16 protein-coding genes are annotated in these 20829 nt (G+C 72.6%); 6 read left to right on the forward strand and 10 right to left on the reverse strand.

The window, feature by feature from the left end:
• Window positions 1-67 precede the first annotated feature (67 nt).
• The 4 genes from ABZ818_RS23475 to ABZ818_RS23490 form a co-directional block, all read right to left on the reverse strand.
• On the reverse strand, window positions 68-1237 hold the full coding sequence (locus tag ABZ818_RS23475) for a lactate 2-monooxygenase (protein ID WP_361417832.1): 1170 nt from the start codon (window positions 1235-1237) through the stop codon (window positions 68-70).
• Window positions 1238-1330: 93 nt separating this feature from the next.
• Complete coding sequence (locus tag ABZ818_RS23480; protein ID WP_361417835.1) at window positions 1331-2026, reverse strand: alpha/beta fold hydrolase; 696 nt, start codon at window positions 2024-2026, stop codon at window positions 1331-1333.
• Window positions 2027-2117: 91 nt separating this feature from the next.
• Window positions 2118-3722: a cytosine permease gene (locus ABZ818_RS23485; protein WP_361417838.1), complete on the reverse strand. Its 1605-nt coding sequence runs from the start codon at window positions 3720-3722 to the stop codon at window positions 2118-2120.
• Window positions 3723-3918: 196 nt separating this feature from the next.
• Entirely contained in the window at window positions 3919-4515 is a 597-nt protein-coding gene (locus ABZ818_RS23490; RefSeq protein WP_361417841.1) for a hypothetical protein, read from the reverse strand.
• A gap of 324 nt (window positions 4516-4839) precedes the next feature.
• On the opposite strand from ABZ818_RS23490, the gene ABZ818_RS23495 reads away from it, so the two are divergent.
• Both ABZ818_RS23495 and ABZ818_RS23500 read left to right on the forward strand, forming a co-directional pair.
• Window positions 4840-5274, forward strand: a complete 435-nt coding sequence (locus ABZ818_RS23495; protein WP_361417844.1) for a subtilase-type protease inhibitor — start codon at window positions 4840-4842, stop codon at window positions 5272-5274.
• A 278-nt stretch (window positions 5275-5552) separates the two neighbouring features.
• Complete coding sequence (locus ABZ818_RS23500; protein ID WP_361417847.1) at window positions 5553-6080, forward strand: SRPBCC family protein; 528 nt, start codon at window positions 5553-5555, stop codon at window positions 6078-6080.
• A gap of 57 nt (window positions 6081-6137) precedes the next feature.
• Here ABZ818_RS23500 and ABZ818_RS23505 read toward each other — a convergent pair whose 3' ends face one another.
• The 4 genes from ABZ818_RS23505 to ABZ818_RS23520 all read right to left on the reverse strand — a co-directional run bounded on the left by ABZ818_RS23505 (window position 6138) and on the right by ABZ818_RS23520 (window position 12272).
• Window positions 6138-8954: an NHLP bacteriocin export ABC transporter permease/ATPase subunit gene (locus tag ABZ818_RS23505; RefSeq protein ID WP_361417850.1), complete on the reverse strand. Its 2817-nt coding sequence runs from the start codon at window positions 8952-8954 to the stop codon at window positions 6138-6140.
• 1 nt (window position 8955) lies between these two features.
• Complete coding sequence (locus tag ABZ818_RS23510; RefSeq protein ID WP_361417852.1) at window positions 8956-11178, reverse strand: NHLP family bacteriocin export ABC transporter peptidase/permease/ATPase subunit; 2223 nt, start codon at window positions 11176-11178, stop codon at window positions 8956-8958.
• The gene (locus ABZ818_RS23515; RefSeq protein WP_361417855.1) at window positions 11175-11981 is read right to left on the reverse strand and encodes an HlyD family efflux transporter periplasmic adaptor subunit; all 807 of its coding nucleotides are present in this window, start codon (window positions 11979-11981) and stop codon (window positions 11175-11177) included. The genes ABZ818_RS23510 and ABZ818_RS23515 overlap by 4 nt, the downstream gene beginning before the upstream one ends.
• 75 nt (window positions 11982-12056) lie before the next feature.
• Entirely contained in the window at window positions 12057-12272 is a 216-nt protein-coding gene (locus ABZ818_RS23520) for a type A2 lantipeptide (protein WP_361417858.1), read from the reverse strand.
• Window positions 12273-12890: 618 nt separating this feature from the next.
• Between ABZ818_RS23520 and ABZ818_RS23525 the strand changes: the two genes are divergently transcribed.
• The 4 genes from ABZ818_RS23525 to ABZ818_RS23540 all read left to right on the forward strand — a co-directional run bounded on the left by ABZ818_RS23525 (window position 12891) and on the right by ABZ818_RS23540 (window position 18865).
• Entirely contained in the window at window positions 12891-14222 is a 1332-nt protein-coding gene (locus ABZ818_RS23525; protein ID WP_361417861.1) for a S1 family peptidase, read from the forward strand.
• A 254-nt stretch (window positions 14223-14476) separates the two neighbouring features.
• Window positions 14477-16924 carry a SpoIIE family protein phosphatase gene (locus ABZ818_RS23530; protein ID WP_361417864.1) on the forward strand — a complete coding sequence of 816 codons (2448 nt, stop codon included), beginning with the start codon at window positions 14477-14479 and terminating at the stop codon, window positions 16922-16924.
• Window positions 16925-17024: 100 nt separating this feature from the next.
• On the forward strand, window positions 17025-17342 hold the full coding sequence (locus ABZ818_RS23535) for a hypothetical protein (protein WP_361417867.1): 318 nt from the start codon (window positions 17025-17027) through the stop codon (window positions 17340-17342).
• A gap of 101 nt (window positions 17343-17443) precedes the next feature.
• On the forward strand, window positions 17444-18865 hold the full coding sequence (locus tag ABZ818_RS23540) for a ubiquinol-cytochrome c reductase cytochrome b subunit (protein WP_361418082.1): 1422 nt from the start codon (window positions 17444-17446) through the stop codon (window positions 18863-18865).
• Here the strand turns inward: ABZ818_RS23540 and ABZ818_RS23545 are convergent.
• Together ABZ818_RS23545 and ctaD are read right to left on the reverse strand one after the other, a co-directional pair.
• Window positions 18795-19184, reverse strand: a complete 390-nt coding sequence (locus tag ABZ818_RS23545; RefSeq protein WP_361417870.1) for a cytochrome c oxidase subunit 4 — start codon at window positions 19182-19184, stop codon at window positions 18795-18797. The genes ABZ818_RS23540 and ABZ818_RS23545 overlap by 71 nt on opposite strands.
• A complete protein-coding gene (gene ctaD, locus ABZ818_RS23550) occupies window positions 19181-20779 on the reverse strand; it encodes a cytochrome c oxidase subunit I (protein ID WP_361418085.1) in 1599 nt (532 codons plus the stop codon). The genes ABZ818_RS23545 and ctaD overlap by 4 nt, the downstream gene beginning before the upstream one ends.
• Window positions 20780-20829: the final 50 nt, after the last annotated feature.

Genomic DNA, 20829 nt, shown 5'->3' on the forward strand with positions numbered 1-20829 from the left:
ACCCCCTCGGCGCGGGCCCCGCCGCCCCCGGGGGGGGGGGCGCCCCCCCCCCCCCGGCCGGCTCGGGTCAGGCGGGGTCCTCGACGAGGTCGCCCGCGCCGACCGTGTCCGGCCCGGCGTGTCCCGCCAGGGCGAGCGTGAGGTCGAACTCCGCGAGCAGACACCGGATCACGTGCTCGACGCCCGCCTGGCCGTCCAGTCCGAGCCCGTACGCGTACGGCCGGCCCAGCAGCACCGCCCGCGCACCGAGGGCGAGCGCCTTGAACACGTCGTCCCCGGTGCGCACACCGCTGTCGAACAGGACCGTCAGCCGGTCGCCGACCGCCTCGGCCACCCGGGGCAGCGCGTCGGCGGCCGCGACGGAGCCGGCCACCTGGCGCCCGCCGTGGTTGGACACCACCACGCCGTCCATGCAGGCGTCGGCGGCCAGGCGGGCGTCGTCGGGGTGCAGGATGCCCTTCAGGACGATCGGGCCGTCCCAGTTCTCCCGCAGGAAGGCCAGATCCGGCCAGGTCTTGCCGGGGTCGGCGAACATGCCCACGAAGTGCAGCACCGCCGCGTTGGGATCCTCGTGCACCGGCTTGGCCAGACCCGCCCGGAAGGCCGGGTCGGAGAAGTAGTTGGCGGTGCCCACGCCGTGCAGGAACGGCAGGTACGCCTGGTCCAGGTCGCGGGGCCGCCAGGCCAGCAGCGGCGTGTCCAGGGTGACCACCAGGACGCTGAACCCGGACGCCCTGGCCCGGCCCAACAGGCTCCGGGTCACCTCGCGGTCCTTGGCCCAGTACAGCTGGAACCAGCGCTCGGCGTCGCCCATCGCCTCGGCGACCCGCTCCAGGGGCGTACTGGAGGCGGACGACAGGACGAACGGCACGCCCTGCGCCGCGGCGGCCCGCGCCGCCGCCGGCTCGGCGTCCGGGTGCAGGATCGACAGCACCCCGACCGGCGCCAGCGCCAGCGGGGCCGGCAGGGCCCGGCCCAGCACCTCCACCGACAGATCGCGCGCGTGGACGTCCCGGAGCATGCGCGGCACGATCCGGCGCCGGTCCAGGGCGGCGCGGTTGGCCCGCGCCGTACTGCCGTTGCCCGCGCTGCCCGCCACATAGCCCACCGGGCCGGGGCCGAGCCGCTGTTCGGTCAGCTCCTCCAGACGGGTCAGGTCGGTCGGCAGCCGCGGTACCGCGCCCGTCATGCCGTTGAGATAGATCTCGTACTGGAAGTCCGCCCAGTGCTTCGCCATCCGTCCCTCCCGAAGTCGCCCGTCACGCGCGTCACCCGACGATACTGGCCGGTAGGCGCGGGCCGGCACCTCCGGGAGCGGACCGCCCGCTCGTCAGTCCACGGCCGCGGACTCGACCAGGATCCGGGCGAGTTCGCGGGGCCGCGAGAACATCGGCCAGTGGCCGGTGTCCATCTCCACCAGCTCCCAGCGCTCGCTCTTGAGCGCCTCGGCCATGGTGGGCGGCGGCTCGGGTCCGTCCAGCAGGCACTTGACGTAGGTGGCCGGCAGCTCGCCGACCGGACGCCGCAGCACGGCCGGCTCGGTGAGCGTGGCGCCGGGGTGCGGCGTGCCCTCGGTGACGATGCGGCGGATCTGCTCGGCGGTCAGCTCCTGGCCGGCGTAGGCGTCCGGGGGCAGCGGTGGCCAGCAGCCGTCGTTCGCGTCGAGCGCCCGCCGGACGTCGTCGCTGTCGAACCCCGAGAGGAACGACCGGCCGTCGACCGGGACGTTCGAGTCGACGAACACCACGCGCCGCAGCCGGCCGCCGATCCGCTCGGCCGCCTGCCCGACCGGGATGCCCGAGTAGCTGTGCCCGACCAGGACGACGTCCCGCAGGCCGTGGCGCTCCACATGGCCGACGATGTCCTGGACGTGGGTCCGCTGACCGGCCGGCAGGTCCTTCTTCTCGGCGAGGCCGCCGAGGGTGAGGGCGTGGACGTCGTGCCCGGCCTCCCGCAGGCCGGGCACCACCTCGTCCCACGCCCACGCACCCAGCCACGCGCCCGCCACCAGTACGAAATGAGTCATGCCCGCCAACGTATCGGTGGGGTGTGACAACGGCCCGAGCGCCGCGGGTGAGGACGGCGGCCCGCAGCGGCGCGCCGCCCTCCCGGACTGGTCAGCCGGCCTTCGCGGGCACCGCCGCCACGCCGCCGTCCTGCGCGCCCGGTCCGGTGACCGGCGGCACCGGGACGTCGACGGCACGGGCCAGCCGCGGACCCTCGGGGCCGTACACCGCCCGGGGTTCGGGGAACAGCCACAGCAGCGCCAGGAACAGCACCGCGGCCGACGCCAGCGACAGCGGGAGGCTGATGTCGACGCCGTTCGCCACATCGCCCAGGGGGCCGACGAACTGCCCGGGGATGTTGGTGAACAGCACCCCGATCAGCGCCGACACCCACCAGGCGGTCAGGCCGCGCCAGTTCCAGCCGTGCGTGAACCAGTAACGGCCGCCGCGCTGACGGCGGTTGAAGACCTGGAGCGCGTCCGGGTCGTACCAGCCGCGGCGGGTGTAGAAGCCGAGCATCATCACGACCATCCACGGCGTGGTGCAGGTGACGATCATCGTGGCGAACGTCGAGATCGACTGCACCAGGTTCAGCGCGAACCGCCCGATGAAGATGAACGCGAAGGCCAGCAGTCCGACCAGCACGGTCGCCCGCACCCGGGACAGCCACGGGACCACCGAGGCGAAGTCCAGCCCGGTGCCGTACAGGGAGGTCGTGCCGGTCGACATGCCGCCGATCAGCGCGAGCAGGCACACCGGCAGGAAGAACCAACTCGGCGAGATCGCGAGCAGCCCGCCCACGAAGTCGGGAGCGGCCGGGTCGACGTGCGCGGGGGCCTTGGTGGCGATGATGCTCGCCGCCGCCAGGCCGAAGACGAACGGCAGCAGGGTGGCGATCTGCGCCAGGAACGCGGCGCCGACCACCCGGCGGCGCGGGGCGTCGGCCGGGATGTAGCGCGACCAGTCGCCGAGGAACGCGCCGAAGGAGACCGGGTTGGACAGCACGATCAGGGCCGCGCCGATGAACGACGGCCAGAACATCGACCGTGTCGCCGCGTCCGCCGAGGCGGTGAACACCCCGGCGTACCCCGGGTCGAAGTCGCCGGCGAAGGCGACCGCGCCGAGCAGGAACAGCACGCTCGCGGAGGTCACCGCGATCTTGTTGACGAACAGCATGAAGCGGAAGCCGTACACGCAGACCACGAGGACCAGCGCGGCGAACAGCGCGTAGGCGACGGCGTACGAGGCGGTGCCGCGCGGCAGGCCGAAGAGCCGGTGCGCGCCGCCGACCAGGGCGTCGCCGGAGCTCCACACCGAGATGGAGAAGAACGCGGTGGCGGTCAGCAGCGACAGGAACGAGCCGACCACGCGGCCGTGGACACCCAGGTGCGCCGAGGACGAGACCGCGTTGTTGGTGCCGTTGACGGGGCCGAACACGGCCATCGGGCACAGGATCAGCGCGCCCGCGACGACTCCGAGGACGGTGGCCGCCAGGCCCTGCCAGAAGGAGAGACCGAACAGGATCGGGAAGGCGCCCAGCACACAGGTGGAGAAGGTGTTCGCGCCGCCGAAGGCGATGCGGAACAGGTCCAGGGGCCTGGCGGAGCGGTCGGCGTCGGGGATGCGCTCGATGCCGTGGGTCTCGACCTCGGTGAGGGACGGCGCGGCGGGGGAGGGGGCGGGCGGCTGGGCCTGCGGTGACTGCTGCGAGGACATGGGGGCTCCATCGGAGGACGGCGGTGGAGCGCGTGGTGGCGCGGCGGGTGGACGGGCGCTCGCCGGCGCGGGGTGTGCGGCGGGAAGGGCACCGTCCTCGGGGGTCCGCTGACGCTAAGACGCCGTGCGTGAGCCGCACCAGAGGACGGTTCGTCCATCTTTCACGCCATCGGTGGATGAATCCTCCACCCTCCGCTCATCCCTCCCCGCCGCGGGTGCCCCGGCCGCGGCCGTCCTCGTCGTGAGTCTCCTCGTCGTGGGTGTCCTCGGGCCGGGAATCGGGTCCCTGGGCCCGGACCCGCTGTACGTGCTCCAGCGACGCGCGCAGTTCGCCGAGCCAGTCGTCGGTGTGCTGCTGGACCAGGCGCACGCACCAGGCGAGCGCGTCGCTGCGGCTGCGGGCGACGCCACCCGCGATCAGGGTGTCGAGGACCTGGCGCTCGGGCTGGCGCAGCCGGGTCATGACGGGCGCGGCGACATGCGTGAACAGGGCGCGCCGCCCGGCGCACTCCACGCCCCAGGACACCTTCCGGCCGAACCGGTGCTCGGCCTCGCGGGCCACCGCCATCCGGTCCTCGCGGGTGCGCTCCCGGAACTCCCGCACCCGGCCCTCGACGGCCGCCTCCCGCTCCGCGGGCCCGGCGTCCCCGACGAGCCGGGGGGCGGGAATCCGGCCGATGATGGTGATCTCCTCGCGGTCCAGCACCACTTCGACCACTTCCTCGAACAGGTCGTCCGGCAGACGGCCGGCGAACCAGCCGCGCACTTTCTCTCGCTGCTCTGTCGTAATCATGTAATGACAATTACGCGGCTCGAACATGAACACAAGGGGTCGCTGACAAGTCCGCCGAGAGCGGAACGGGAGTGTTTCAGGACGATTGACGAGCGCGGGAAAGCAGGCCATCCGGCCGGATCCGATGATCGCCGGGCCCATGGACAAAGGGTTGCCGCCCCAGCGTTCCGTGACTTCGCGCCACTGATTCAATACGCAAGGTTACCGAAACCCGCGGGTTCGACGTGAGTTTCCGCCGCGGACTCGGCAGACTCCCGCACGCCGCTCCGGCACCGACCGAGCCGGGGCCGGCACCCGACGACTTCCAGCGGAAGGAAGCACACGATGCGGAACACCGCGCGCTGGGCAGTGACCCTCGGCCTGACGGCCACCGCCGTCTGCGGACCCCTCACGGCGCCGGCTCTCGCCGGCCCCGCACCGGCCACTGCCGGGCTCGACGCCTCCTCGGCCCTGGTGCTCACCGTGGGCCACGGCGTCGCCGCGGCGAACGCCGCACCGGAGCGCGCCGTCACCCTGAGCTGCGCGCCGGCGCCCTCCGGCACCCACCCGGCCGCGACCGAGGCGTGCGCGGAACTGCGCGGTGCGGACGGTGACTTCACCGTGCTGACGGCGAACGACCGGGTGGCGTGCACCAGGGAGTACAACCCCGTGGTGGTCACGGCCCAGGGCGTCTGGCAGGGCAGGCGCGTCTCCTACGAGCGCGCCTATGCCAACGAGTGCGTGAAGAACGCTTCGGTGACGAGCTTCTTCGCGTTCTGAGAGCCGGGATCGCGCGTTCCCCGCGCACACCTGAAGGGTCCCGTGACTGGGGAGTGCGGGCCCTGCCGCGGGGACCGGGCGATTCCGCACAAAGGGGCCGGTGGGCGGAGTGGGGCCGCCCGCCGGCCCCTGGCATCGGCCGGAGTGCCCCTGGGGCCGGAGTGCCCCTGGGCGAGGGCCGTCGCGACCGCCCCGGCGGTTCCCTGCGTCCCGTACGGGCCCGGCCCGGTACATTCCGTCGACGCCCGACCCTCCGAGCAGACGAAGGACTGATCCCCATGCCCGCCGACCTCACCGGCACCTTTCTGCGGCTCGGCGACGGCCGCCCCGCCCTTCGCTTCACCCGTGCCTACGGCCACCCCGTGGACCGCGTCTGGCACTTCGTGACCGACCCCGGGGAACTCGCGCAGTGGTTCCCGTTCCGCGCCGAGATGGACCTGCGGCCCGGCGGCACCATCGCCTTCCGCGGGGAGACGGGCGCGGAGGAGTTCACCGGGACCGTGCTCGCCGTCGACCCGCCCGGGCACCTGTCCTTCGAGTGGGGTGGCAGCGAACTCCACTTCGACCTCGAGGAAATCGACGACCGGCACACCCGCTTCACCCTCACCGACGTCCTCGCCGCCGAGGACACCGCCGCCCGCAACGGCGCCGGCTGGGAGGTCTGCCTGGCAGCCCTGGACGCGAGGGCGCGCGGCGAGCGCTTCGAGGGACCGCACGCCGGGGTCCACGCCCCGTGGAAGGGCTTCTACGAGGCGTACATCGCCGCCGGAGTCCCCTCCGGAGCCCCAGTCCCGGGCCAGGACTGAACCACCCGGGCCAGGACTGAACCACCCGGGCCAGGACCGAACGGCCCGGACCGGCCCTCACGCCATTTGCCGCCGCACCAGTTCGTGCAGCCGCCCGCCCGTGTCCGCGAGCAGTTCGGCGGGCGGCCCCTGCTGGATGACCTTGCCGTCCTCCATCACGACGACCCGGTCGGCGTCCAGCACCGTCGACAGCCGGTGCGCGATGACGACGCGGGTGGCGTTGAGCTTGCGGGTGCTCTCGATCACCGTGCGCTGCGTGTCGTTGTCCAGCGCGCTGGTCGCCTCGTCGAAGAAGAGGATCCGCGGCCGGCGCACCAGGGCCTGGGCGATCATCAGCCGCTGCCGCTGGCCGCCGGAGACCGCGCCGCTTCCCGAGACGATCGTGTGCAGACCCATCGGCATCCGCTCGATGTCGCGCGCCAGCCCCGCCAGCTCGGCCGCCGCCATCGCCTCCTCGGCCGTGCACGGCTCCGTGCCGCGGATGACGTCCAGGAGGGAACCGGTGAACGGCTGCGCGTGCTGGAGCACGACCCCGCACTGCCGCCGCACGGCCGACTGGTCCAGAGCCGCCAGGTCCTGGCCGTCGTACAGCACGCTGCCGGACAGCGGCCGGTCGAACCCGATCAGCAGCCTCAGCAGCGTCGACTTTCCGCAGCCGCTGGGTCCGACGATCGCCACGAACTCGCCCGGCCGCACCTCGAAGGACACGTCGTCGAGGACCAGCGGCCCGTCGTCGGTGTAGCGGAACGACAGCCGCCGCGCCTCGATCGCGCCGGACAGCGGCCCCGGCCGGGTACTGGCCGTGCGCACCTCCGGCGTAGCGTCCAGCACCGGCCTGATCTGCTCCAGCAGCGGCAGCGCGGCCACCGCCGAGACGAAGGCGCCGGTCAGCTGGGTGACCGAGGTCAGCAGCATCGTCACCGAGGTGTTGAAGGCCAGGAAGGCCGCCGCCGACATCGAGCCGCGCGCGGGGCCCGCCAGCAGCATGAACATCAGCAGCGTGCACACCGGCAGGTACACCGCGCCCAGCACCGTGGTGAGGTTCTTGATCCGGCCCACCTTCTGCTGAAGCCCACGGCTGTGCGCGAACTGGGACGCCCAGGCGGCGTACGCGTAGTTCTCGGCCGCCGCCACCCGCAGCTTCGGCAGCCCCCGCAGCGTCTGGAAGGCCTGGTTGTTCAGCTTGTTGGTGAGCACCACAAGACGCCGCTGCCATCGCGCCTGCCACAGTCCGAGCCCGAGGAACACGGCGCCGATCACCACGAGCATGCCGAGCGCCGCCAGCGCCATGGAGGCGCTGTACCAGAACAGCAGCCCCAGGTTCATCGCGCCCACGGTCACCGACTGGACGACCACCGGGCCGACCCCCGCCAGCAGCCGGCGGATCGCGCTGACCCCCATGGCCGCGCTCGCCAGCTCGCCGGTGGACCGCTCGGTGAAGAACTTCGTCGGCAGCCGCAGCAACCGGTCCCACACGGCCGACTGGAGGGTGGCCTCGATACGCCCCTCCAGCCGCAGGACGGTCAGGTTCTGCAGGAGCATGAAGGCGGCCGCCACCACGCTGCTGATGATCACGGCCAGACACGCCTGCACGATCAGGCCCTGCTCGGCCCTGGGCACGTACTCGCCGAGAACCTTGCCGGTCGCGATGGGAACCAGTGCCCCGAGGACGACCGTCACCAGCCCGGCGGACAGCAGGTTCAGCAGATCGCCGCCGGTACCGCGCAGACTGAACCGCAGCAGCCCGACCGGGCTGAGCCGACGGTCGGGCAGCGGCCGGTAGAACATCACCGCGCGCGGCTCGAACTCCTCCGCGTTCGCCTTCTCCACCGGGTTCTCCCGCCCGGTGGCCGGGTGCACGGCGACGTATCCGCCGCGCCGCCACAGCAGCGCGACCGGCGCCCCGGACAGCGCCCGGTGGCCCACCAGCGGACCGATGTTCTCCCGCCACCAGCGGCCCTGAAGGCGTACGGCCCTGGTGCGCACCCGGGAGGCCAGGGCGACCCGCTCCACCGGGTCGAGCCGGTCGCTCTCGGTGCCGGCCTGGGGCGGTGCGGTCAGCGTGATCCCAGCGGCCCGGGCGACCAGTTCGCAGGCCGCGTAGCCGGCGTCGGTGTCGGCGGCCGTGGGCCGCCCCGCCGAGGACCGGCCGATGGAGGCCAGCAGCGTCCGGTCGGCCTGGGCGCGCACCGCCTCACCGGCCTTGATACCGGCCGCCGTCCGGGTCTCGTGGGTGTGCTCCAGCTGTTCGATCCAGCGGTCCAGGGCGGTCAGCAGCCGGTACTGCTGATCGACCATGCTCTGCCACAGGGCCGGGTCCATCAGCAGATCGGCCGCGGCCTGAGCGCCGTACATCGACCCGTACTGCACGCTGCCCGGCGGGACCTGCATCCAGAACACGTCGTCGTCCGTGGGCGCCGTGGCCCGCTCCTCGGCCATCGGCGCCTGGAAGAGCACGGACAGGCCGCGGCCGACGCCGAGCGCGAGGGCGTACTCCAGCGGGCTGGTCTGCGGCGGCACGTACTGGGGGTTGCCGTACTCGTCGTACGACCAGGTCTGGGTGCCGGCCGGCTGGTACAGCTCGCGCAGCCCGATGCGGCGCACCACGCAGTCCCGCAGCGGGCGCGCGACCAGGGTGTGCCGCGGGCCCGCTACGGGACCGAGCAGCAGCGAGCCCGCCTCCAGCCGGCCCAGGTGGTGCCAGTGCCCCTGCTGCGCCGCGTCGACCGCGAACAGGTCCACCGCGCCGGCCGCGATCAGCCACAGCTCCTGGGGGCCCGTCAGGTCGAGCCGGTTGAAGCCCGAGCAGTCGATCGGCGTGCCCAGGGAACCGAGAGCCCCCAGTACCAGGTCCGGCTCGTTCGCTGTCGTCATCTCACCGCTCCCTGACCAGCGCCGCGTACGCGCCGCCGCGCGCCACCAGGTCCTCGTGCCGCCCGCGTTCGACGACCGTGCCGTGCTGGAGCACGACGATCTCGTCGCTGTCGCGCACGGTGGACAGCCGGTGCGCGATCACCACGCAGGCGCAGCCGCGCCGCCGCAGGTTGTCCATCACGGCCTGCTCGGTCTCGGCGTCCAGGGCGCTGGTCACCTCGTCGAGCACGAGGATGCTGGGCCGGCGCACCAACGCGCGGGCGATCTCCAGGCGTTGGCGCTGCCCGCCGGAGAAGTTGCGCCCGTCCTGCTCGACGCCGCTGTGGATGCCGCCGGGGCGGCGCGTCACGACCTCGTACAGGGCCGCGTCGCGCAGCGCCTCCACCACGGCGTCGTCCGGGATCGACGGGTCCCACAGGGCCACGTTGTCGCGGACCGTGCCCTCGAAGAGGAACACGTCCTGGTCGACGAAGGACACGGAGGCCGCCAGCGCCCCGCGCGGGATGTCCTCCAGGCGCTGCCCGTCGATGCGGATCACTCCGTCCCAGGGCGTGTACAGGCCGGAGATCAGGCGGGAGACCGTCGACTTGCCGCTGCCCGAGCCGCCGACCAGCGCCACCTGCCGGCCCGGTCCGACGGTCAGGTCGAAGCCGGTCAGCAGCGGCTTGTCCAGCGGGCTGTAGCCGAAGGTGATGTTCTCCAGCTCCACGTGCCCGTGCAGCCGGCGGGTGGAGTCCCCGCCGCCGGGGCGGGTGTACAGGGGGTCGGCCTGGAAGTTCTCGACGTCCTTGAGCCGGGCCACGTCCGCCGCGAAGTCCTGGATGCGGCCCGCGACGCCGTTGAGCCGGGTCAGCGGCGCGGTGAACCGGGTCACCAGCGCCTGGAACGCGACCAGCAGTCCGACCGAGATGTGCCCTTCGACGGCCCGCATTCCGCCGATCCACAGGATCAGCGCGCTGTTGAGGGTGGCGAGGGCCGGTGCGACCACGCCCAGCCAGGCGCTCGGCACGCCGAGCCGCTGCTGCTCCTCCAGGGTGGCGGCGTGCTGTCCGGCCCACTTGCGGAAGTAGCCGTCCTCGCCGCCGGTCGCCTTCATCGTCTCGATCAACTGGAGCCCGGTGTAGGCGGTGTTGGTCAGCCGGGCGTTGTCCGCGCGCAGCTTCGCCGTCCGGGTGGCGCGCAGCCGTACGACGACCCGCATCGCCACGACGTTCAGCAGGGCCACGCCGATGCCGACGAACGTCAGCTGCGGGTCGTAGGTGTAGAGCAGCAGCGCGTACAGCACCACGACCACCGCGTCGACGCCGGCCGCGGCCAGGTCGCGGGCGAGGGTCTCGGCCACCTGGTCGTTGGAGGCCAGCCGCTGCACCAGGTCGGCCGGGCTGCGCTGGGCGAAGAACGTGACCGGCAGCCGCAGCAGATGCCGCAGGAAGCGGGCGCTGGCGAGCGTGGAGGAGATGACGCGCCCGTGCAGCAGGTTGGTCTGCTGCAACCAGGTCAGCACGACGGTGAGCAGTACGCATGCGCCCATCGACGCGAACAGCACGCCCAACAGCGAGGTCTGACCGCCGATCAGGTAGGTGTCGATGTAGGTCCGGCTGAGCGCGGGCACCGCCGCGCCGACCACGACCAGCAGCAGACTGGCCAGCACCGCCGCCGGCATCGTCCCCGCGGTGCCGCGCATCCGGGCCGGCAGGGCGCCCAGGACTCCGGGCTTGCGGCCGCCTCGCTCGAAGTCCTCGCCGGGCTCCATCACCAGCACGACACCGGTGTAGCTGGTGTCGAAGTCCTCCATGGGCACGAACCGGCGGCCCTTGCCGGGGTCGTTGACGAACACCCCGCGCCGACCGAGGCGGCGGCCCATGCCGTCGTAGACGACGTAGTGGTTGAACTCCCAGAAGAGGACGGCCGGCGCCTTCACTCCGGCGAGGGCGGCGGTGTCCATCTGCATGCCCTTGGCCGTCAGACCGTAACTGCGGGCCGCCTTCAGCAGGTTGCTCGCCCGTGAGCCGTCCCGGGAGACGCCGCAGGCGATGCGCAGCTCCTCCAGCGGGACATGGCGGCCGTAGTGGCCGAGGACCATGGCGAGCGAGGCGGCCCCGCACTCCACGGCCTCCATCTGGAGCACGGTGGGCGTGTGGACGGTCCTGCCCCGCGCCTTGGGGACGGGCCGTCCGGGCCGGGCGGCGCGCCGGCGGCCGCGGGTCTCCTGGGTGGTGGTCACGGCAGCAGCCAATCGAGGGGACGCTGGTCGGCCAGCCGGATCGAGGCGGCGGCCGGGGTCATGGAGTCGAGCCGGTACGGCGGTCCGCCGGCGGAGGACCACGCGAGGCCGCTCTCCGTCGCGGACGAGGCGTCGAGCCGTACGAGTACGGCGACGGGCCGGCCCTTCCGGGTGAACTGCTCGCCCAGTTGGCCGTCCCCGAGGAACGCGGCGATCCGCTGGGCGGACTGGGCCGACCGGTCCACCGTCTTCACATGGCCGCGCAGCACGCCGTAGCGCTGGGCGGGCACCGAGGAGACGGTCAGGTCGACCGAGGCGCCGGCGGGAATGGCGGCGGCGTTCTCGGCGGGCACGTACACGGTCGCGTACAGCGGGTCGGAGGCGTGGGCGACCTTCTCCACGGCGGCGAGGTTCGCGCCGGTGGAGACGATCTGGCCGAGGGTGGCGGCGAGCGTGGTGATCCGGCCGGCGGCGACCGTGCGCACGGTCTCCTCGCCCTGGCCGGTACGCACCTTGAGCACGGGAGAGTTCGCGGGCAGCCGCTCGCCCTCCTTGGCGAGGACCGCGGTGACCTGTCCCGCGACCGGGCTCTGCAGGACGTAACTGCCCTGCCCGTGCGTGAGGATGGCCGGCGCGCCGACGGTGGACGCCACCGATCCGGTCACGGCCCACAGGGACGCGGCCGCCATGGCGACGAGGGTGACGGACAGGGCGAGCCACCCCTGGGGGCGGGCGAGCCGCACCGGGAGGTCGAGTTCTTCCGGCGACTGGAGCTTGGCGAGGGCCTGTTGTCGGAACTGCACGTTAGGGCTTCCTGCGGCAACCGCGAGCCCCGGAACCGGCGTGCGGTTCCGGGACTCGGTGGCAACGAGGTGCGATCAGAGACCGGCGACCAGGTTGGCGACCGGGGCGGCGCTCAGACCGGTGGCGCCCTCGACCGTGCCGACGGCCGTGTTCACCACGCCGGAGACCGGGACAACGCTGTCCACCAGGCCGGTGGCGGTGTCCAGAGAGTTCACGGACAGACCGCCGGAGACGTTGTCGAGCTCGGCGTCGGAGATCTCGACGGTCTCAACCTGGGGGGTGGAGTTCATGATGGAACGTCCCTTCATATGGATATCTCACAAGGGGGGAGCGGCCTTCTTTGGGGAAAGACGGCCGCGACCGCGGGTACCGGGCCCCGTTTCCCGAGCGCCCGGCTGGGGTCCCGCGCTGCGATGGATGTAAGCACGGTGCGGCCCGCCGCTTCCACTCAACCAGGGCCCCCACCAGGGCACTTGTCGGAGCGACCGGCGAACCGTGCAGGCTCGGCAACGGCATGGCGGCGACTTCTTCACACGCCGCACCGCATCAGCGCACCGCCTCCCTTGCCTCTGCGCCGGTGCGTCCGGAACCGGGCGCCGAAGCCCTCGTGGGGGGCGCGCCGTTGTGCAGATCCTCCGACCATGGTGACTTCATTGGGCATGCGATGTGCAGATTTGCTGAAGTCCGGATTCCGCTTCCTGTTCGCAACCGACCGTGGCCGCGTAGTCGCGGAGTGTGTCATCCGGTCCTTGCTGGGCTTGGGAGTTGGCCGATTAGGCATGGTCCGCGGCGAGTTGGCGATCGGGATTGAACGCGGTGCCCGCCCCCTGCGTACCAACAGCCGTCCAGGCGTCCCCCAACCGCCACCGGACGGCGGTGCAGGCCCCGTCCCCAGGAGGTCGAGAAGTTTGAGTCACAAGCGAATTCCGAAGCGCAAGGCCGCGATAGCGGTGGGCGGCGTGGTGGCGCTCGGTGCGGCGGCGGTGCTGCTCCCGAACGCCAACGCCTCCCAGGACGGCGCGGCGGACGACGCCACTCCCAGGACCCTCAGGGCCGCGGACGCCTCGGGCCTTTCCGCACGGCTCGCCGCGGAGCTCGGGGACTCCTTCGCGGGCTCCTACTACGACAGCGGCGAACGGCGGCTCGTCGTCAACGTGACGGGCGACGACGCCGGCATGGTCCTCCGGGCGAAGAAGGCGGGCGTGACCGTCCGCCAGGTCGGCAACAGCACCGCCGCCCTGAAGTCCGCGGCGCGGACCCTGAAGGCCGATGCCACCATCCCCGGCACCTCCTGGTCCGTCGACCCGCGCACCAACAAGGTCGTGGTCACCGCCGACAGCACGGTCACCGGCGCCAACTGGAACAGGCTCCAGTCCACCGTCCGCGTCCTCGGCTCCGGCATGGCGACCCTGAAGAAGTCCGCCGGCACCTTCAAGACCTTCGCCTCCGGCGGCGACGCCATCTTCTCCCGGACACAGGGCGGTACCGTCCGCTGCTCCCTCGGCTTCAACGTCACCGCGGGCGACGGCAGCCCCGCCTTCCTGACCGCCGGGCACTGCGGCGTCGCGGCCGAGCAGTGGTCCGACTCCCAGAACGGAGCGCCGGTGGCCACGGTGGACCAGGCCACCTTCCCGGGCAGCGACCTCGCCCTAGTCACGTACGACGACCCGGACACGCAGGCGCCGAGCGCGGTCGACGTCGGCAACGGGCAGAGCGTCGAGATCACCGGGGCGGCCGAGGCCACCGTCGGCGCGACGGTGTTCCGCATGGGCAGCACCACCGGACTGCACAACGGCACGGTCACCGGCCTCGACGCCACCGTCAACTTCCAGAGCGAGACCGGCGGTGTCGACACCGTCACCGGTCTCATCCAGACCAACGTCTGCGCCGAGCCCGGCGACAGCGGCGGCCCCCTGTTCACACAGGACGGCGGCGCGGTCGGCCTCACCTCGGGCGGCAGCGGCGACTGCACCCGGGGCGGCGAGACCTTCTTCCAGCCGGTCACCACCGCCCTCCAGGCGACGGGCGCGACGCTCGGCGCGGGCGGCGGTGGCGGCGACGCGGCCGGCGACGCGGGAGACGCGAGCGACCAGCAGCCCGGCGCAGACCAGTCCGACGCGGACCAGTCCGACGCGGACCAGTCCGGCGCAGACCAGTCCGGTGCGGGTGACCAGCAGTCCGGCGCGGGCGGCCACAACTCCGGCCCCGCGTACGGCTCCGGGCGCACCCGGACCCCCTGAACGGCCCCCGGGCGGCTACCCCCTGAGTCGCTCGCCCGGGCCGCTGACCGGCTCCCCCCACGTCACCGACCGGCCTGCCGGCCGGCGGTGTCTGCCGGTCAGTGGATCGGTCCGGCCCTCCCGGCGGAGGGCCGGACCGATCCGTCGTCCGACAGCCGCGCGCTCCGCCAGACGGTCGAACCTTTCGGGCGTCGTCCACCCCGGAACTCCCGGAACTGTCACAGGGGCTGCGTAAACGTCCGATACACGCTGTAATGACCAATGTGGTCAGTGAGGGCGCTACTGCACGAAGAACGAGAACCCCGCGGGCCGAACTCGCTCTCAGAACGCTCACCTCCGCACCGGCCTCCGCCGACCGGCTGCACCGCGTGCTGGAGCAGGCCCTGGTCTTCACCGGGGCCGCGTTCGCCGGCGTCTACGTCCGTGCCGCGGCGGGCGAGGTGCTGTGCCTGTCCGAGTCGGTCGGCGTCCCGCGGACCCTGTACGGGCTGCGGGACAGCTACCCCCTGGCCGGACGGTCCCCGGCGGCCGACGCATGCCGCACCGGCCGGCCCGTGTGGCTGCGACCCGAGGAGCTCGCCGGCTCCGACGACTTCCGGCGGATGCCGGCCGGAGACGTCTTCTTCCTGGCCGCGTTACCCCTGCGCGGGCCGGACGGCGGCGTGCTGCTCGCCGTCACCGACGAGCCGGGCGGCTTCGACGGCGAGGACCGCGCGTGCCTCGAACTGATCGCCGAGGCCGTCGCGTGCCCCGACGCCGCGGAGGCCGCGCAGGGCGAGGAGCTGCCGCCGGACGCGTTCAGCCTCGCCATGGACAGCGGGCGCGTGGAGGTCGGCGACCGCATCCTGGACCTGTTCGGCATCGGCCGGTCCGGCTTCGACGGCAAGGTGGAGACGCTGCTCGCGCTGACCGTGCCGGAGGACCTGCCGTCCCTGATGTCGGTGGTCGAGGCCGACCACATGTCGATCGGCGAGCGCGAGCTGGAGTTCCGCGCCCTGCGACCGGGCGGCCAACCCAGGTGGCTGCGGCTGCGCGGACGGCTGCTGCCCGGCGGCGAGGGCCGCCCGGCCCGCCTGGTCGGCACCGTCGCCGACGCCTCCACACTGCGCCCCGGCGTCAACGACGTCGCCCGCGTCCAGCGGCTCGCCGCGGCCCTGGCGACCGCGGGCACCGTCCGGGACGTCGGCCAGGCCGTGGTGGCCGCGCTGCGCGCACCGCTGCGGGCCGACCGGATCGCGCTGGCCGAGCTGGAGAACGACCGGCTCGTCGTCACCGTCCTCGACCCGCCCGAACCGGAGGCCTGGCCCGAGCTGTGGCGCCTTCAGTGGCGCACCGAGTGGCCGGACGCGCCGGTGCGGGCCATGCCCACCCTGGCCGCCGCCCTGCGCGAGGGCCGCGCCCAGATCTGGCCCGCCGGGGCCACCCTCGAACCGGCCCTCGCCGACGTCGGCCCGGGCGGCCTCGCGGTGCTGCCGCTGCCCGCGGCCGGCCGCATGGCGGGCGCCTGCCTGATCGGCTGGGACACCCCGCACGACTTCGGCCCCGACGAACGCGCCCTGCTCACCGCCTCGGCGGGCCTGGCTGGGCAGGCCCTGCTGCGCGCCCGCGCTTTCGACGCCGAGCACGAACTCGTCGGCATGCTCCAGCGCACCCTGCTGCCCAGCCGACTGCCGGAACTGCCCGGTGCCGAGGCGGTGGCCCGCTATCTGCCGGCCACCGCCGGACTGGAGGTCGGCGGCGACTGGTACGACGTGATCCCGCTGCCCGACCACCACGTGGCCCTCGTCATCGGCGACGTGCAGGGCCACAACGCGGGCGCCGCCACCCTGATGGGCCAGATGCGCACCGCCCTGCGCGCCTACGCCGCCGAGGGACACCCGCCGGACGTGGTGGTCTCGCACGCCAACCGCCTCCTGCTGGAGATGGAGACCGACCTGTTCGCCACCTGCGCCTACGTCGAGGTCGACATGGAGCAGGGCTCCGCCTGGTGCGTACGCGCCGGACACCCCCCGCCGGTGCTGCGGCACCCGGACGGCCGTACCGAGATCGCGGAGGCCGAGGGCGGGCCCCCGCTCGGCGTACTGACGCAGGCCGACTTCCCGATGACCCCGCTGCGGCTGCAACCCGGCACGGTGCTCGCCCTGACCACCGACGGCCTGGTGGAGTCCGCGGACGCCGACATCGACGAGGGCATGGACCGACTCGCCCGCGACCTGGCCGCCGCCGACCCCTCCCACCTCGGCCTGGTCGCCGACGTCCTGCTGACCGGCGTGCGCCGCGACGACGACATCGCGCTGCTGCTGATGCGCTACGACGGCATGGCCGTACGCCCGCTCAGGGAGAGCTGGTCGGTGTGGCGGGTGCCCGAAGCCGTCCGGCACGCCCGCCGCTTCACCCGGCGCACCCTGCGCTCCTGGGGCGTCACGGAGGACGCCGACGCCGTGCTCCTCGTCGTGTCCGAGCTGGTCACCAACGCCCTCGTGCACACCGACGGCCAGGTCCGCCTGGACCTCACCCTCGTCAACCGGCGGCTGCGCGTCGCCGTCGCCGACGCCTCGCCCCGCACCCCGGTCAAGCCGACCAGCATCGGCTGGCAGGCCACCGGCGGCCGGGGCATCCTCCTCGTCGAGGCCATGTCGGCGGCCTGGGGCACCGTGCCGGCCGGCGGCGGCAAGCAGGTGTGGAGCGAGCTGGCGCTCTGAGACCGCCCGCGGCCCCGCGACCCGCCACACGGGTGCGCCGTGTCCCCGCCCGGCAGGTCGGGACCGCCGCGTGCGCCGGTCGTGCTTAGGGTCCTGGGCTGTGTCACACACCTTCGAAGAGCTCGTGGCCAAGCAGCGGGCGGCCGACGAGGCACACGACCGGGTCGAGCAGCTGCGGCAGAACTACGGACCGCCCGCGCAGGCGCAGTGGACCGGAACACAGAGCGAGACGTACGAGACGGCGTGGCGGGCCTGGCGGGACCTGGCCCGTGATCTCCAGGCCGCCCTGGGCGAGTACGCGAGCGACGAGGGCAAGCCGCGCACCGAGATCGAGGCCGACGTGGAGAGGGCCGCGCGGTCGGCCCCGGAGGCGGGCGGAGGCGGCCGGGACGAGGGCGGCGGAGCGGAGGAACCGTGAGTCCGGCACGGCGCGGTCGCACCGCGCGCGGCGCCGGGGCCGGTGAGCGGTTCACCGGCTTCCTGGACGCCCGGCTGCCGCTGTCCGAGGGCGGCGGGCTGATGCGCAAGGCGTTCCCCGAGCACTGGTCGTTCCTGCTCGGCGAACTCGCTCTGTACAGCCTGGTCCTGCTGGTCCTGACCGGCGTATGGCTGACGCTGTTCTTCCAGCCCGGCATGCGCGAGGTCGCCTACTCCGGGTCGTACGCGCCGCTGCGCGGGGTGCTCATGTCGGAGGCGTTCGACTCCACCCTGCGCATCAGCTTCGACATCCGCGGCGGGCTGCTGCTGCGCCAGGCCCACCACTGGGCGGCGCTCGTCTTCGTCGCCGCGATCGGCGCGCACCTGCTGCGGATCTTCTTCACCGGCGCCTTCCGCAGGCCCAGGGAGATCAACTGGGTCATCGGGGTCACGCTGTTCGCCCTGGCCATCGCCGAGGGCTTCGCGGGCTACTCCCTGCCCGACGACCTGCTCTCCGGCACCGGACTGCGTATCGCTCAGGCGATCATGCTGTCCCTGCCGGTGATCGGCACCTACGTCAGCTTCTTCGTGTTCGGCGGCCAGTTCCCGGGGCACGAGATCATCCCCCGCCTGTACAGCCTGCATATCCTGCTGCTGCCGGGCGTCCTGATCGCGCTGGTCGTCGTACACCTGACCCTCGTCTTCTACCTGAAGCACACCCAGTGGCGCGGCCCGGGGCGCGGCAATCGCAACGTGCGGGGCAAACCGCTCTTCCCCGAGTTCACCGCCTCTTCGCTGGGCCTGCAGTTCACCGTCTTCGGCGTGCTGTTCCTGCTCGCCGGGATCGCCCAGATCAACCCGGTGTGGACGTACGGCCCCTACCAGCCGGACCAGGCGTCCACGGGCTCCCAGCCGGACTGGTACGTCGGGTTCCTGGAGGGCTCCCTGCGGCTGATGCCGGCCTGGGAGACCAACGTGGCCGGGCACACGATCATGTGGAACGCCTTCCTGCCGGCGGTGGTCCTGCCGGGGCTGCTGTTCGCCGTCCTGTACGCGTACCCGTTCGTCGAGCAGTGGCTGACGGGGGAGTGGCACCAGGAGCAGCACCTGTGCGACCGGCCGCGGGAGCGCCCCGTGCGCACCGGCCTCGGCGTCGCCGGGCTCGTGTTCTACGGCGTGCTGCTGCTGGAGGGCGGCAACGACGTCATCGCCGCCACCTTCCGGGTCTCCGTGAACACGATCACCTGGGTCCTGCGGATCTCGTTCGTGCTGGCCCCTGTCGTCGCCTTCCTGATCACCCGGGCCCTGTGCCACGCCCTGCTGGCCAAGGAGCAGGAGGTCCTCGCCGAGGGCGAGGAGACCGGCCAGGTACGGCAGTCCATCACCGGGGGCTACGAGAGCGAGCACCGCCCCGTCGAGTCCCGCCGGCCCGGGGCCCCGGCGGGGCCGGTCGTCACTCGCCCCGGTGGACGTACTGGAACGCCATCCCCGCCACCCCCCGCACCAGCACCCCGAGACCGATGAGGAACAGCCACAGCCCGTAGACCACGCCCAGCGCGCTGACCGAGAAGCCCAGCGCGGTGGTGATCGGCCAGGTGCTCTCGGGCGGGAAGAACTCCAGCGGCCCGGCGGCGTCGGCGACCTCGGCCTCGCGGCGGTCCTGCGGACGCACCCCCTTGCGTCGGTACTGGATCAGGCAGAAGAAGGAGACCAGCGCCGCCATTCCGCCCGCGATGACCAGCGCCGCCGTGCCGGCCGGCTCGCCCGACCAGACGCCGTACAGGGCGGCGCTGCCGCCGAAGAAGAGCGCGACGCCGCCGAAGAGCAGGGCTTCCACCTTCATCGGCGTCCCTCCAGTTCCGCCCGCTGGACGATGTCGGGGTGGTGCAGGTCGAAGGCGGGGGCCTCCGAGCGGATCCGGGGTAGCGCGTCGAAGTTGTGCCGCGGCGGCGGGCAGGAGGTCGCCCACTCCAGGGCGCGCCCGTACCCCCAGGGGTCGTTCACGGTGACCTGCCGTCCATGGCGCGAGGTGTGCCAGACGTTGTAGAGGAAGGGCAGGGTGGACGCGCCGAGCAGGAACGCCCCCGCCGAGGAGAGTGTGTTCAGGAGGGTGAAGCCGTCGGCGGGCAGGTAGTCGGCGTACCGGCGGGGCATCCCCTCCGCGCCGAGCCAGTGCTGCACCAGGAACGTCAGCTGGAAGCCGGGGAACAGCAGCCAGAAATGGATCTTGCCGAGCCGTTCGTCCAGCATCTTCCCGGTGATCTTCGGCCACCAGAAGTAGAAGCCGCCGAACATCGCGAACACCACGGTGCCGAACAGCACGTAGTGCAGGTGCGCCACGATGAAGTACGAGTCGGTCACGTGGAAGTCCAGCGGCGGCGAGGCGATCAGCACCCCGCTGAGCCCGCCCAGCAGGAACGACACCAGGAAGCCGCACGACCACAGCATCGGCGTCTCGAACGACAGCGAGCCGCCGCGCATCGTCCCGATCCAGGCGAAGAACTTGATCCCGGTGGGCACCGCGATCAGGAACGACATGATCGAGAAGAACGGCAGCAGCACCGCGCCCGTGGCGAACATGTGGTGCGCCCACACCACCGCGGACAGCATGGTGATCGCGATGGTCGCCCCGATCATCGGCAGGTACCCGAACTGCGGCTTGCGGGAGAAGACCGGGACGATCTCACTGACGATCCCGAAGAACGGCAGCGCGACGATGTAGACCTCCGGGTGGCCGAAGAACCAGAACAGGTGCTGCCACAGCAGCGCTCCGCCGTTGGCCGCGTCGAAGACGTGCGCCCCGAACTTCCGGTCCGCCTCCAGGGCGAGCAGCGCGGCGGTCAGCACCGGGAAGGAGGGCAGCACCAGGATCGAGGTGAACAGCACGTTCCAGGTGAAGATCGGCATCCGGAACATCGTCATCCCTGGTGCGCGCAGGGTCGTGATCGTGGCGATGAAGTTCACCGCGCTGAGCGTGGTCGACACACCCGTCACCACCAGTCCCATCGCCCACAGGTCGCCGCCCGCGCCGGGGGAGTAGTAGGCGCTGTTCAGCGGCGCGTAGGCGAACCAGCCGAAGGCCGCCGAGCCGCCGGGCACGAGGAACCCCGAGACGACCATGAGCCCGCCGAAGAGGTACATCCAGTACGACAGGGCGTTCAGGCGGGGGAAGGCCAGGTCGGGGGCGCCGATCTGGAGCGGCATCACCGCGTTGGTGAACCCCGCGAACATGGGCGTGGCGAAGAGCAGCATCATGATCGTGCCGTGGATCGTGAAGAGCTCGTTGTAGGTCTGCTGGTTCATGAACTGCAGGCCCGGAAGCGCGAGTTCGGCGCGCATCCCCATCGCCAGCAGGCCACCCAGCAGGAAGAAGGAGAAGGCCGTGACCATGTAGAGCTTGCCGATCACCTTGTGATCGGTCGTCGAGGCCCACTCCATCAGCTTCCTGCCGAACGGGCGGGCGGGGGCGGTGGGCCGCTCGGCGGCGG

The organism is Streptomyces sp. NPDC047453, assembly GCF_040643155.1.
In the GTDB taxonomy this organism is placed as follows: domain Bacteria; phylum Actinomycetota; class Actinomycetes; order Streptomycetales; family Streptomycetaceae; genus Streptomyces.